Genomic DNA, 14,599 nt, shown 5'->3' on the forward strand with positions numbered 1-14,599 from the left:
GTTAGCCTCCTAACTTAAAATCAGCAGCATAGGATTACTGAGATATTCTTTAAATTTACTTAAGAATCTTCCTGCATCTCCGCCGTCTATAACACGATGATCAATACATAGGGTTATTGCCATAATATCTCTTATTATGATTTCACCATTTAATACTACTGGTTTTTTTGTGATTTTGCCAATACCTAGTATGGCTACTTCAGGATGCTTTATTACTGGAATTCCCGAGGCTGCCCCAACAGCACCATAATTAGTAATGGTAATAGTTCCATTTTGAAGTTCTTCTATATTTAAAGCTTTATTCCTAGCTGCATCAGACAACTTTACTACTTCCTTAGCAATTTGAAATATTCCCTTTTTATCTACATCCTTAACTATAGGTACAATCAAGCCATCAGAAGTATCAGTAGCAATTCCAATATTATAGTATTTCTTTAATATCATCTCCTGCTTTTCATCATCATAGCTACCATTGAAAAATGGGTACTCTTTAAGGGTTAAGGTTAAGGCCTTCATAATAAATGGCATATAGGTTAGCTTAATGCCTTCATTTAATGCAGTTTCTTTAGACTCCTCCCTAAAGGCCACTAAGTCCGTTACATCTATTTCATCCATGGCGGCAGCATGGGGTATTACAGACTTTGAAAGCACCATATTCTTAGCAATGGTCTTACGCAGCATTGATAATGGTACTCTTTCCTCTATAGAAGGGTTTGCTGGGGCTTCCTTAAAGCCTTTTCCTTTTTTATTTAATTCTTCCTTCCTTCGATAAATATCTTCCTTCAATACTCTTCCAGCTGGACCCGTTCCCTTTACAATGCTTATGTCTATATTTAAATCCTTTGCCAGCTTTCTTGCAACAGGTGTTGCCAATACCTTAGTGGTTTGCTCCATAACTTCTTCTGTATGGTTTTCGTTGCTGGCTTCTATTATTTGTGAAGAAACCGACAGTTCTCCCACAACTCCTGCACTTTTCTCTTCACCTTCACCAACAGCTTCCTTTTCAGTATTAGCACCTTCACTTCCATCATCTATTTTAACAACAACATCACCTACATGTATGGTATCTCCCTCTTCACCTATTAGCTCAACTATTTCTCCCTTTGTAGGTGATGGTATTTCTGCATTAACCTTATCAGTTTCTACTAAAAATAAAGAATCTCCATCCTTTACCTTGTCTCCTACTTTAACCATCCATTTTAAGATTTTACCCTCATGTATTCCTTCACCTATATCTGCGAATTTAAACTCAAACAAACTCTTCACCTCCTCTAAAATTCAACTACCTCTTTTATTTTCTTGATAATTTTCTCTGGACTAATTAAAAAATGATGCTCTCCCCTAGGTAGTGGTATAGTTATATCAAAGCCTGTTATTCTAGTGGGAGGTGCCTCTAAATATAAAAAGGCTCCTTCATTAACTGTTGATATAAGCTCTGCTGCAACACTAAAGGATTTTACAGCCTCATGAACAGCTGCAAATCTCCCTGTTTTCTGAACTGATTTTATTATCGTCTCCTTGTCAAGTGGGGATATAGTTCTTAAATCTATTAGCTCCACTGAAATCCCTTCCTTCTCCAGCTGTTTAACTGCCTCCTGCACCTGTGGAACCATAGCACCATAAGTAACAACTGTTATATCCCTTCCCTCCTTTATTACCTTGGCTTTGCCTATAGGAATAATATAATCCTCTTCTGGTACCTCCTGCTTAAATGCCCTATATATACGCTTAGGCTCCAAGAAGATTACTGGGTCTGGGTCTCTAATTGCAGCTAAAAGTAAGCCCTTAGTGTCGTAGGGGGTTGAGGGAATAACTACCTTTAACCCAGGTATATGGGCAAATATTGCCTCTAGGCTTTCTGAGTGATGCTCTAAAGCCCTAATTCCGCCTCCATATGGGGCTCTTATTACCATAGGTAAGCTAAACCTACCTCTCGAACGATTCCTCATTCTTGCTGCATGGGCAATAATTTGATTCATTGCAGGTAGAATAAATCCTGAAAACTGTATTTCTACAACAGGCTTTAGTCCGTTAATTGCCATTCCTATAGCACTTCCCACTATACCTGCCTCAGCAAGGGGTGAATCAAAGCATCTATCCTTACCATATTTTTTCTGTAGTCCAACTGTTGCACGAAATACTCCCCCCTCATAACCAACATCCTCACCATATACAACAAGGGTATTATCTCTCTCCATTTCATGATCTAATGTATGGTTTACTGTATTTAATATATTCATTAATGCCATTATTTTTCACTCCCTTCAAGGTTGCTTTTATATTCTTTAAGCTGCTCCTCTAAAATCGGAGTCATAGTTTCATAGTGATATTTAAATATATCCTCTAAAGGGGTTTCTCCTGAATTTTCAACCCTTTTAAAGGTAGCATTAACAAGCTCCTCATACTCTTCAATTTGCTTTTGATCCCTTTCTTCACTCCACAGTTCATTGTTTATCAAGTATTTTTTCAGGCGTTCTACAGGATCCTTCTTGGACCATTCCTCCACCTCACTGTCTTCCCTATAGATGGATGGATCATCAGAGGTTGTATGGGGTCCTAAGCGATAGGTGACAGCTTCTATAAGGGTTGGTCCTTCTCCTTTTCTTGCTCTTTCTACCGCATCTTTAGCAGCTAAATACATTGCAAATATGTCATTACCATCAACCTGTATTCCTGGTATTCCATATGCTACAGCCTTTTCTGCCAGTGTTTTGGTTTTGGTTTGTACATGTCTTGGTACAGATATAGCATACTGGTTGTTTTGTATAATTACTATAAGGGGGGCATCGAAAACCGCTGCAAAGTTCATTCCTTCGTGGAACTCTCCATGGGATGTGCCTCCATCTCCAACAAATGCCATTGTGACATGATCCTCTCCCTTATATTTACTTGCCATTGCAAGTCCTGCCCCATGATTAATTTGTGAAGAAATTGGCACCGATACAGGTAGCATTTTAACATTTTCCGGGAATTTACTCCCCATTTCGCTACCATACCAGTAAAGGTAAACTTGCTCTAAAGGTACTCCTTTATAGAACCATGCCCCCAGCTCTCTAAAGGCTGGCACCAGCCAATCTCTTTCTTCAGTTGCAGCTATAGCCCCTAATTGGGCTGCCTCCTGACCACGATTTGGAGCATAGGTTAGCATTCGCCCTTGTCTTTGATATTGTAAAGCTTTGGTGTCGGCTATTTTTGTAAGCAACATCATCTTATATAATTCTAGTATTTTTTCATCCTTTATTTGTGGCATCAAATCCTTTTTTACTATGTTTCCTTCAATATCCATAATAGAAAGCATCTTACCCTCTAATGGTGAATATTTTTCTATTAGCATCTTCCTTCCTCCTCTTATACATCTATAATTTCTATTTTTTATTTACCCTAATTCTCAATTATTAATAATTTTTGTTTTGTTATATTAAATAAAAAAACAGATAGTTTTTAACTACCTGTTATAATATAGACAAACCCTCAATTTTTTTATGAAATAAAGCTTTGTTTTTCTTTCTTGCAAATACGCATTATTGTGTCTTTTCCTGTAACCACTGCCACTGGTAGACCCCCAGGAGGCTGTAGCCATTGTCCGCTTAAAAATATATTATTTATACCTTTAATCTTACCTGAATGGTCAAGGCTTTTCCCCTCAATTGTTGGTAAAAATGCCATGAAGGAGCCCCTATAGGCGTTACAATATCTTTCATAGGTAATAGGAGTTACTACATCCAATACTTTTATTTTACCCTCCATTTCTGGAAATCTTTTTATAATTGCTTCTACAACTTCATTTCCTATTCTTAGCTTTTCCTGTTTATAGGCCTCCTTGTTTTTAGTCAGCCTACTCCATTCATCATAATCCTGCTGAAATTGGTTAATTGCACAGGTAAGTACAGTGTGACCCTCTGGTGCAAAGGATGGTTCATAGCTATAATGTGCTAAGGTTAAATGTTCTATGTTAGACCCATTAATCTTAAAGCTATTAATTGGAAATCGCAAGGTTCGGGGTATATCCCCCACTAGCCCCTCATAACCTAAAGCAACATATATATTTGATGCCAATGGATAATCCTTCGGGTTATTATATCTCATTTGAAAGGCTTTATCATTATATTTTCCCTCTAATAGTCCCTCATATAGCACATGGGCATCACAGGCGGCAATAAAATAATCTGCTTCAAAGGTTTCACCATCTTTACAAATAACCCTACTAACTTTTTTTTCATTTATTATGAGTTTAAGGGCTTCACAGGAAGCTACAATTTTTCCCCCTAAAGCAGTATATTTTTTAGCCATTCTCATTGCCATCTCTTTTGATCCACCATATGGTATAGATGCATTTCCATTGGCAAAGGACGCCAATGCAAAAAACAATGTAGAAGCACTATAGCCTTCTGGTAGAAAGTTAGCTAAAGTATTTCTAATGGCTGGATGTTTGAATCTACTGGCATATTCCTTTAAGGCAATTTTACTGTATTTTTTAATTATAGTACCTGCCTCCTTCATAGATGCAAACAGCTTGATTTTCTCAAATACATTCATTAAATCCATAGGCTTATCTGTAGGTATCTCAAATGAATTAAGCCTTGAAACATCTTCACACAAAATTTCTATTTCGGCTTTATCCTCCGGTGAAATTGAAATCCAGCTACTTCTCAATTTATCAATATCTCTGTATAGGTTAACAGTAAAATCCCCATGTTCACAAGACATAAAGGTATCTGGATGATAAATATCTACATCCTCTAAAGCACCAACTGTAGTCCAAAGCTTATGTAATGAGGTTCCCTCTTTTGTTCCAACAAGCCAGTGGATACACCCATCAATGTGATACCCTTCTCTGTTCCAGCCTGTACATTCTCCACCAGGTGTATGGTGCTTTTCTAAAATAATACTTTCAAATCCATTCTTTTGAGCAAAAATACCAGCACTTAAGCCAGCAACTCCACCACCAATAATAACAATCATCTTCATTTTTCCACTCCCTATCATTGCTTTTTAGTTTTAGTCTGTAATATCAAATATTATATGTATCTATTGTTATATATCATTAGTTATATATTAATTTACTGGGGCTTCTATGTCAAGTAAAATAATAAAAAAAAAACTAGGAATTCACCTAGTCTCTTTTATCTTTATTATTTTTGCTTCTATCAATATAGTGGGTGTGGAGAAGTTTATGGGATTTCTCTCCTAATGGCTCTATTAAAAACTCCTCATATAATTCTTTTATTGCAGGGTTTTGATGTGATTTTCTAAGCTCTGATTGTAAATCCACTTGATAAATTGCTTCAATTCTCTTTTCCTTAATACTGTTTGTTGCTGGTATAGGCTGACCGCCCCCACCTATACAGCCACCAGGACAACACATTATCTCTATAAAATGATAATTTGCCTTACCTTCTTTAATTAAGTCCAATAGTATTTTAGCATTTTTAAGACCATTGGCAACTGCAACATTAACATCTAAATCACCTACAGGAATAGTTGCCTCTTTAAATCCCGCAATGCCCCTTAAATTCTTAAAGTCTATTTTATCTAACTCATCACCTGTAACAACCTCATAAACTGTTCGTAGGGCAGCCTCCATAACACCACCTGTTGCTCCAAACACAGCAGCTGCACCTGTTGATAATCCTAGAGGTACATCAAAATCCTCTTCCTCTAATTCCCGTAGTTGTATTCTCGATTCCCTTACCATTTTAGCTAATTCTCTAGTTGTTATAACTATATCAACATCGTAATAATCATTTAAATGCATTTCTTCCCTTTTGGCTTCAGTCTTTTTTGCTGTACAGGGCATAATTGAAACCACAACTATATCTTCAGGCTTTAAACCCATCTTCTCTGCATAATATGATTTTACTAAAGCACCAAACATTTGCTGTGGTGATTTACAAGTTGATAAATGCTGTAGTAGCTCTGGATAAAAGAACTCTATATATCTAATCCAACCTGGACTACAGGAGGTTAGCATAGGAAGCTTACCACCACTCTTTATCCTATGGAGTAGCTCATTGCCCTCTTCTATTATCGTTAAGTCTGCTGTAAAGTTGGTGTCGAACACCTTATCAAATCCAATTCTTTTTAAAAAGCTAACTATTTTTCCTGTTACTATACTACCGGTCTCCATACCAAATTCTTCACCTAGTACTACCCTTACAGCAGGTGCAATTTGAACTACTACATGCTTATTGGGATCCTCTAATGCCCTCCAAACCTCCTTTGTATCCTCCTTCTCATAAATTGCGCCTACAGGACAAACATTAATGCACTGTCCACAGTAAACACACGGTACTTCTGAAAGACCTTTTTCATAGGCAGGGGCGATTTTCATGTCACAGCTTCTATTTACATTATATATAGCTCCCACCCCTTGAACATCATTACAGACCTCTATACATCTACCACACTTTATACATTTGGTCTGATCTCTAACTATCGAGAAGTTTGATTGGTCTATTGGTAACAAATCAACAACCTTATCCAAAAACTCTTCTTCAATGTTTAATTCTTGACTTAAGGTTTGCAGCTCACAATTACCATTTCGTTTACAGCTAAGACACTGGCTGTTGTGATTAGCAAGAATTAGGTTTAAAACCATTTGTCTAGCTTCTCTAATCCTTATTGTATTTGTTTTAATCTCCATACCCTCTTTAACTGTAGTGCAACAGGCAGCAGCAAATCCATTTGCTCCAGCTATTTCAACAATACATACTCTACAGTTGCCTTTAACATTTTGATCTGGGTGATAGCACAGGGTAGGAATATTTATTTGTGTTTTTCTTGCCGCTTCAAGTATAGTGGTGTCAGGTGGTACACTAACTTTTTTTCCATCTATAATTATTGATATTTTATCCATGGCTTTTACCCTCCCCCTTAAAATTACATACTCCTGTTGAGCAATACCCGTTGATATGCTCTTGAAACTCATCCTTAAAGTGCTTTAGTAGGCTAAGGACAGGTATCGGCGCAGCTTGCCCTAATCCGCAAAGGGAGGAATCTCTCATTATAGTGGCAATATCCTTTATAATTTGCATATCTCTTTCTGTCCCAGATCCATATATCATTCTGTCAATAGCTTTAATAATATGTCTATTGCCTTCTCTACAGGTGGTACATTTACCACATGATTCGTGTTTAAAAAATTCAGTAGTAACCCTCATAAAGTCTAATATACAGCAGGAATCATCAACCACTAGTATTGCACCTGAGCCTATTCCAATATTGTGTTTTTTAAACTCATCAAAATCCAGCTCTAAATCCAATAGTAATTCTGGCAAGCAGGCACCAGAAGATCCCCCCACCTGTATAAACTTTAGCTTTTTATTACCCTCTAATCCACCACATATGTCATAAATTATCTCCCTTAAGCTGATGCCAAATTCAACTTCAAAAACCCCTTTATTAACAACATTTCCACTTACTGATATCAGCTTTGTACCTTTACTACCCTTTGTTCCTAGTTTCAAAAACTCCTCGGCACCCTGAGATATTATTAAAGGTATATTTGCTAGGGTTTCTACATTATTTACTAGGGTAGGTTTTCCCCACAATCCACAATTAGGAGGATATGGCGGCTTAAATCTTGAGCTTCCACTGTTACCTTCAATTGACTCAATTAAAGCTGTTTCCTCACCACATACATATGCACCTGCTCCTGACCTCACCTCAATGTCAAAACTAAAGTTTTGGCCTAAGATGTTTTCTCCTAGATAGCCTTCCTTCTTTAAAATATTTATAGCTTTTTTAAATAAATCTATTGAATTTGGATACTCCCCTCTAATATAAATATACCCTTTGTATGCACCAACAGCATATGCTGAAATCATCAGACCCTCTATCACCTGAAATGGGCATCCTTCTAATAAAGCCTTATCCTTAAAGGTGCCAGGCTCTCCTTCATCAGCATTACATACTACATATTTTTCTTCATCCCCCTCTGCCGCAACAAGCTGCCATTTAACTCCAGTTGGGAAGGAGGCTCCTCCTCTTCCCCTTAGCCTCGATTCTTTTATTTCATCAATAACCTCTTGAGGAGACATATAAAATAATGCCTTTTCTAAACCTAAAAAACCACCATGCTCTCTATACTCCTTTAAGGATAGGGGCATTATTTTGCCGCATAGTTTTGATACGAAGCTTTTCATCTATACAGCCTCCTTTCTTAAGCTATCTACAAGCTGCCATACCTTTTCTTCCGTTAGGTTTCCATAAACCATATCATTTATTTTTACAGCAGGGGCAATTTGGCATCCTCCAAAGCAACTGGTATACTCTAAAGAAAATAGTCCGTCTGCTGTTACTTCTCCTAAGGAAATGCCTAGGGCATCTTGAAAGGCTTTAGCAATAGTTTTTGAATTGTTAACATAGCAAGGACCACTGTTACAAACCTGAATAACATATTTCCCCTTCTTGCTTGTTGATAGCATTGAGTAAAAGGAAGCTACACCATATGCTTTACTCAATGGAATATTTAATCCTTTTGATATTAGGTTTAGCTGCTCCTCTGTAATATAGTTCTGTTGATTTAGTGACTGGCATTGTATTAAAACCTCAATTAACTTATCAGGTGTATTACCGATTTTTTCAATTGCCTCCATTGTGTTGTTTTCTAAATCCATACTAACCCTCTCCCTTTTTAAATTTTAATAATCCATTCAGTCATCTCTTCATTCAGTACAGCATGGGAAACTATAATTTGCTTTGCCTTATGGGCTGTAACAAACTCATATGTGAACCTTTCCCCCTCAGGTGTATATATATCTAGTAAAGGCTCCTTAGAGCATAGTCCTATACAGCCTGTTGTCTCAATGATAACGTTGTCAAGCCTGCCAGATGCAATAGCTTCTTGTAATGCTTTTAAAACTTCATTTGCCCCTACTACAACACTACATTTACCATAGCCCAATACCGCTCTAAACTTCCCTTTATGCTTTTTTCGTAGGGCCTCCTCACTGGAATTTCTTAAGGAATTATAAAAATCTATATAACTCATATAAAGAACCTCCTTTAATATTTGTTGCTAATATAAATTGCATATTACATGCCAATAATCATTAAAATTAGTATTTTATTTAGAAAATTCATTATTTTTCAATAATTGCTGTATTACTGGTTTCTAACACCTCTTAAATTCCTTCAATAATTAAAATTAAAAACAAAAGAGGAAGCCTAGTATTATAGCTTCCTCCTTTAATGCTCTTTTGCATTTAATCATGCTTAAGTGCATTATTCTTTATATATTTTTGTAGCTTCCTTACAACAGTTGATTGGTTTACTCCTAAAGCTTTGGCCATTTCATAGGTATTATTATATTTTTCATAGGCCCTTTCTAATAGCCTTCTTTCAATTGTTTCTAAAGCTTCCTTTATTGGTACTATACCATCGACTGTTATCTTATCCTTAATATCATATTTATCTTCAATAAGGTACAGGGGTAAATTCTTTTCATCAATTATATCATTCTTTGTTGTAACTACAAGCCTTTCAATTACGTTTTCCAGCTCTCTAACATTTCCTATCCACCTATATTTCTTTAGTATCTCCTCTACTCCTATTGTAATGCCTTTGTTGCAGCCATACTTTTGATTATACTTATTAATAAAATGATAGCAAAGGGGAATTATATCGGCTTTTCTCTTCCTTAGTGGTGGAATTTCTATTGGTATTACATTTAGTCGGTAATATAGGTCTGATCTAAAATTCCCCTCTTGAACCATCTTAAATAAATCTCTGTTAGTTGCAGCAATTATCCTAACATCTACATTTGTCTCTGTTACCCCACCTAATCTTATAAGCCTTCTCTCTTGTATTACCCTTAACAGCTTTACTTGTATGTTTAGTGGTATTTCTCCAACCTCGTCAAGAAAAAGTGTACCTTTATGGGTAAGCTCTATTAAACCTGGCTTTCCACTTTTTTGTGCACCTGTAAATGCTCCTGTCTCATATCCAAATAGCTCAGATTCTATTAGGTTCTCTGGAATTGCACCACAGTTAATGCTTATTAATGGTTTATTATTTCTTTTACTAAGCTTATGAATAAATTTTGCCAGTACTTCTTTTCCAACTCCAGATTCCCCTAAAATAAGAACCGTTGAATCGACGGGTGCAACATTACTGGCTGTTTGAAGTATCTTTCCCATTGCCAAGCTATTTGCCACTATGTTTTCACTTTGATATTTATATTTCTCAGCTTTAATAGTACCCTTTTCCCGATATTTTTCTAATCTCATAGTTTCTTCTATTTGTTTTTTTAACTTGTTCAATTCATCAATATCCCTCACATTAGTAATAACCCTTTCTATGCTACCCTCCTCATCAAATATTGGTGTACCAGTAGCAAGGCCTTTTTTATTATTAATAATATCTTGAATAAAGGATATTCTTCTTTTTTCCTTTAAGGTTAAGAGTGTAGCAGATGGAAAAATTATTTCACTCATTTCCATATCCCGTAAATCTTTTTGATGGCAATCCTTTTCACACCCTATCATTCGTTGCCATGCTTTATTGCTTTTCAGTATTCTTCCACAGGCATCAGTTACAACTATTCCATCGTATGAAGATTCTATAATTGTTTCTAGCTCATCCTTCAATAAAGATGTTTCCTTTAACCTTTCACTAATTTCTTTATTTAACCTATCCTTTTTTACCAATAGGTATGGTAGACACATATCGGCCTCAGCTATTCCCTGAAAGACTGCTATAGCCTTATTTTTACAGGTGCTATACCCACACGCACCACAGTTTAGCTCATCCTCCTCAGTATATTTAAAGGTAAATTCTAATATTTTTTTAATTTCTTCGTTGGAGGGCAAGGAAACTATACTTCTTCTATTTCTAAAGCTCCTATTTAGATCTATTTCACTACTTATATCTACCTTTTTTGATAACTCAGCTGTTTGCTTCTTTTCTTCATAGTAATTATTTATTAAATTTACTTTTTTATAGTAGTTTAAGTCGCTGTCTATTTTAGGTCCCTCTATACAACCCTTACACATTAATACGTCTATCAAGCTAACATCAATCTGATTTTTAGATAGAACATCTATCATTTGAAAGCAATCTCTTTCATTGTATATGGTTTCTAATTGGTTATATCTGAACTGACTACCTAAATCAAGATTCTTTTCAAACCCTATGGATAATGGAAAGAGCCTTCCTGTATGGGATGGTGGACTGTCAAATTCCTCCTCCTCAATGTTTTCCAGCTTTATGTTATGGGAGTTAAATATCTCCTTAATTTCTTCAAAGGTTAAAGCAATATTAATAATATTATTGAATTGAGGATCAAGGGCTTCTGCTTTTTTAGCAATACAAGGCCCTATAAATACTAGCTTTACATCTTCATCTTTAAATTTATCTCTTATTATTCTTCCTGTAGCAATCATAGGTGATGCAAGTGCTGTCAGGTATTGTATTAGCTCTGGGTAATGCTTTTCAATTAAAGAAACAAATGCTGGGCAGGTTGTGCTTAAATATATATTATCTTTATTCTTTTCAATTAGTTTTTCTAATTGTTTACTCAATACCTCTGCCCCTACTGCTACCTCCCAAACTTGATGGAAGCAAATTTTTTTCAATGCACCTATTACCCTCCCATAGGAATGGGGAAAAAAGCTTACAATAAAGGAGGGAGCTAAACAGGCAATAACCTTTGAGCTATTCCTTAACAGCTCTAGGGTTTGTAATTTATTGTCTAAAACTATTTTTGCGTTTTGTGGACAGCTCCTTACACATTTTCCACAGCTAATACACCTTGAGTGTATAATACTGGCCTGTCCTTGATTAATCTGGACTGCATCGACAGGACAGTTCCTTACACAAGAATAGCACTGCTTACACTGATTCTTTTTAACATTTATTATATCCTGCATAATAAGTTTCACCCCCTTATTGTTTTATATGTATATTTAGCTTCAGTTATATTTCTTTGTTAAATTTTTCTACAATTAATTTCCTTTTCCTTTTTTTTTATAAATTTTTATAATAAAAGAGGGCTAATGTTTAACATTAACCCTCTAATACTATTCTATAACAATAACAGCACCATGTTCTATATCCATCCAATTATAAAGAAACTCCGCATGACTTGAGTAATTTCTAACACACATATTAGACCGTGGAAAGGTACCAATTGTATGAAGATATTCAATAATTCCTGGATCAACCTTCTCTCCATTTTCTTCTTCATATTTAACTGGAACCCCATGAATATATGCTCCTCCTGTAAACCTTATGGCAAAGGGGGCGTATCCAGCAATCTCCTGTGTTCCATTCTTTAAATATTCAAATCTCTCTCTTTTAACAATTGCTTTGTAGCTACCAAGCGTGGTTTCAAAGGAAAATTCTCCTGGTAAACCAGTAGTAGATAATGTATAGGATATTAGGTTAAGTCCATTGTCCTTCACTTCAAAGGCCGCTTGGTTTTGCTGATCTCTGTCTATTACAACCACATGCTTAAGCTGATTGAAGGACTTTTCAGTATCAATATATTGCTTTGGTACATAATACTCTCCTCCGAAGGTGGGAACCCCTATATGATAAAAGTCTCCATCTTCCCCTAATAATCTTATGAGCATTCCATCTGGTATATATCTATAATCACTATTTGTATCTGCCCTATCATAGGCTGGAGCGCTATGGTAAACTCTATATCCATACTGATCTATTGCCTCTTCTCCCTTTTGTGGCGGTGCCCCATTTTCATTTTTATAGTTGCTTATATAATGTAGCTCTCCTTCAGCAACCTGTTGCTTAAGTTGATTTACTGCCTCCTCCATCCTATTAAATCGAAAGCTTCTAGGCACTCCCTCTGTAGAATGTACATATCCTTCATTTACTTGACTACCATTTGCAAAGCCTACTCTATACCAAATGTTTGAAGCTTCCTCCTCTTTACCTTCAACCCTCTGTAGTAGTGATACTTTTTGAAGATTTTCAACATTTGCTACTATATTTCCATCTGGTGTTGGATTTTCAAGAACATCCGCCCCCTCCTCAGCTGTTATCAAAAAATAATCATAGGATATGTTATATTGTGTGTATTGTCTAGAATCTATTATTGTATTTGGTAATTTGGTATTATACTCATGGAGTATTGTATTGATTTTTTTAGGTTCTATGCTTTTCGATAACTGATTTTTTTCATTTTGATCTAAGCAAGAAGTATTATTTCCATTACCATTTGATTCTGTTATACTTAAGTCATCTTCAATATCAAAGCCATTAATGTTCTCTTCTACTGCTTCTTCATTTGACTTTGCCAACTTATCCTTTTTATTGAGTTTCTCCTCCTGCATTTGATTTAACCTATCCTCTGGAGCCTCTCTTCTGTACCCACAGCTTGGCAGTATAATAATTAGAAAAACAGTTAACAATAAAACTACTTTTTTTGTCATATGCATCCCTTCCTAAAATTATTCTATATTTATACTGCTCCAATTAAGCTACTATTATGTATGTACAGGCTATATAGTTGTTTGCTAGATTTACTTCTTTAGTAGCTTCTTTTTATATAAAAGCTTCGGTATATATGATATAGTAACAAAAACTATTGAAGCAATTCCTAGATATATCAACAGCTTTCTAGTATCATGTTGAACTTTACCAACTGTATTTACAGTAATTATCCATATTGCTGTTACTGGTACAATACATATAAATGACACCAAGGCATATATCTTAAATGAAATTGTTGTTAAACCATAGGCGTAGTTTTGAAGCCAGCGGGGAATTATTGGAACCATTCGTGTAACAACCAAAATCCTCCACCCCTCTTTTTTAACTCCATTAATTATTTCATAATAGTTCATTTTCCTCTTTAATGCCTTTTCAATTGTATTTCTCATTAGGTATCTAGCAATAAAAAAAGCTAATGAAGCACTTAACAGGTCTGCTATAGAAGAATAAATTGTCCCTTTAACATTTCCATAGGTAATTCCTCCAAACAATATAAAGGGAAGGCTAGGCATAAAAAATAACGTAGCTATAGAAAAAATCAAAATGTAAGCTAAAACCCCAATAATACCTAAGCTTTTTATATCATTAGAGAATTTTCTTAAATATTGAATTTCAACTAAATGCCACAATTTGTATTTGATTATTAAAAAAATGAGCAATAGAGCTATAATTAAGACTAATGCTATTTTAATAAACCTACTCATCCCTGCTTTTTTCACTTTAATGCTCCTATATTGTTTTTATACACCCGTAGTTTAATCATATTATTAGTTTTTTATTATTGCATAAAGAATATATTTTACATAGCTTCTTAATATTAAACTAAGATTGTGTATTAACCGATTGGCAAGGAGTTAAATAAGATTGTTATGTAAATAAAATAAAGTAGGGTAACTATTTTCATAGCTACCCCCTTATCAAACCGCACGTGCCCTACTAAGGCATACGGCTTACCAACGTGTTTAAAATGTATCAAGCATAGCTTTTCACAGCATTAATCTTGGAAACTCGGTCAGGAGTATAATACTCTTGGCCTTTTTCTTTTAATTTCTTAATTTGTCTTTCTAATTTCGCTTTGCTTTTGGCTGTTATTTTCTCTAGGTACATTTCTAGGGTATACCCCCACATTTTGTTGAAATATAAC

At 35.4% G+C, this 14,599-nt stretch carries 11 protein-coding genes; all 11 read right to left on the minus strand.

All coding sequences use genetic code 11. The features are described from left to right. Positions 1-9: 9 nt before the first annotated feature. Complete coding sequence (locus F8154_RS07755; RefSeq protein WP_151861047.1) at positions 10-1,257, minus strand: dihydrolipoamide acetyltransferase family protein; 1,248 nt, start codon at positions 1,255-1,257, stop codon at positions 10-12. A 14-nt stretch (positions 1,258-1,271) separates the two neighbouring features. After that, entirely contained in the window at positions 1,272-2,249 is a 978-nt protein-coding gene (locus F8154_RS07760) for an alpha-ketoacid dehydrogenase subunit beta (protein ID WP_151861048.1), read from the minus strand. Continuing rightward, positions 2,249-3,334: a pyruvate dehydrogenase (acetyl-transferring) E1 component subunit alpha gene (pdhA, locus tag F8154_RS07765; RefSeq protein WP_151861049.1), complete on the minus strand. Its 1,086-nt coding sequence runs from the start codon at positions 3,332-3,334 to the stop codon at positions 2,249-2,251. The genes F8154_RS07760 and pdhA overlap by 1 nt, the downstream gene beginning before the upstream one ends. A gap of 146 nt (positions 3,335-3,480) precedes the next feature. Then, a complete protein-coding gene (locus F8154_RS07770; RefSeq protein WP_151861050.1) occupies positions 3,481-4,968 on the minus strand; it encodes a phytoene desaturase family protein in 1,488 nt (495 codons plus the stop codon). A 145-nt stretch (positions 4,969-5,113) separates the two neighbouring features. Continuing rightward, entirely contained in the window at positions 5,114-6,856 is a 1,743-nt protein-coding gene (locus F8154_RS07775) for an NADH-dependent [FeFe] hydrogenase, group A6 (protein WP_151861051.1), read from the minus strand. Beyond that, entirely contained in the window at positions 6,849-8,144 is a 1,296-nt protein-coding gene (gene nuoF, locus F8154_RS07780) for an NADH-quinone oxidoreductase subunit NuoF (protein WP_151861052.1), read from the minus strand. The genes F8154_RS07775 and nuoF overlap by 8 nt, the downstream gene beginning before the upstream one ends. Beyond that, on the minus strand, positions 8,145-8,618 hold the full coding sequence (locus tag F8154_RS07785; RefSeq protein ID WP_151861053.1) for an NADH-quinone oxidoreductase subunit NuoE family protein: 474 nt from the start codon (positions 8,616-8,618) through the stop codon (positions 8,145-8,147). A gap of 17 nt (positions 8,619-8,635) precedes the next feature. Beyond that, a complete protein-coding gene (locus tag F8154_RS07790; RefSeq protein ID WP_151861054.1) occupies positions 8,636-8,992 on the minus strand; it encodes a (2Fe-2S) ferredoxin domain-containing protein in 357 nt (118 codons plus the stop codon). A 214-nt stretch (positions 8,993-9,206) separates the two neighbouring features. Continuing rightward, positions 9,207-11,870, minus strand: a complete 2,664-nt coding sequence (locus tag F8154_RS07795; protein WP_151861055.1) for a sigma 54-interacting transcriptional regulator — start codon at positions 11,868-11,870, stop codon at positions 9,207-9,209. Positions 11,871-12,020: 150 nt separating this feature from the next. Then, a complete protein-coding gene (locus F8154_RS07800) occupies positions 12,021-13,394 on the minus strand; it encodes a L,D-transpeptidase family protein (RefSeq protein WP_151861056.1) in 1,374 nt (457 codons plus the stop codon). Between the two features lie 90 nt (positions 13,395-13,484). After that, positions 13,485-14,174, minus strand: coding sequence for a TVP38/TMEM64 family protein (locus F8154_RS07805; RefSeq protein WP_151861057.1), 690 nt, complete (start codon positions 14,172-14,174; stop codon positions 13,485-13,487). Between the last annotated feature and the right edge of the window lie 425 nt (positions 14,175-14,599).

The sequence above is a fragment of the Alkaliphilus pronyensis genome (assembly GCF_009017275.1).
Classification (GTDB): Bacteria; Bacillota; Clostridia; order Peptostreptococcales; family Natronincolaceae; genus Alkaliphilus_C; species Alkaliphilus_C pronyensis.

What these genes read in the sequence shown, in the direction of transcription:
- F8154_RS07760 (WP_151861048.1), bottom strand. Translation starts at nt 2,249, where the DNA reads ATGGCATTAATGAATATATTAAATACAGTAAACCATACATTAGATCAT.
- pdhA (WP_151861049.1), bottom strand. Translation starts at nt 3,334, where the DNA reads ATGCTAATAGAAAAATATTCACCATTAGAGGGTAAGATGCTTTCTATT.
- F8154_RS07770 (WP_151861050.1), bottom strand. Translation starts at nt 4,968, where the DNA reads ATGAAGATGATTGTTATTATTGGTGGTGGAGTTGCTGGCTTAAGTGCT.
- F8154_RS07775 (WP_151861051.1), bottom strand. Translation starts at nt 6,856, where the DNA reads ATGGATAAAATATCAATAATTATAGATGGAAAAAAAGTTAGTGTACCA.
- nuoF (WP_151861052.1), bottom strand. Translation starts at nt 8,144, where the DNA reads ATGAAAAGCTTCGTATCAAAACTATGCGGCAAAATAATGCCCCTATCC.
- F8154_RS07785 (WP_151861053.1), bottom strand. Translation starts at nt 8,618, where the DNA reads ATGGATTTAGAAAACAACACAATGGAGGCAATTGAAAAAATCGGTAAT.
- F8154_RS07790 (WP_151861054.1), bottom strand. Translation starts at nt 8,992, where the DNA reads ATGAGTTATATAGATTTTTATAATTCCTTAAGAAATTCCAGTGAGGAG.
- F8154_RS07795 (WP_151861055.1), bottom strand. Translation starts at nt 11,870, where the DNA reads ATGCAGGATATAATAAATGTTAAAAAGAATCAGTGTAAGCAGTGCTAT.
- F8154_RS07800 (WP_151861056.1), bottom strand. Translation starts at nt 13,394, where the DNA reads ATGACAAAAAAAGTAGTTTTATTGTTAACTGTTTTTCTAATTATTATA.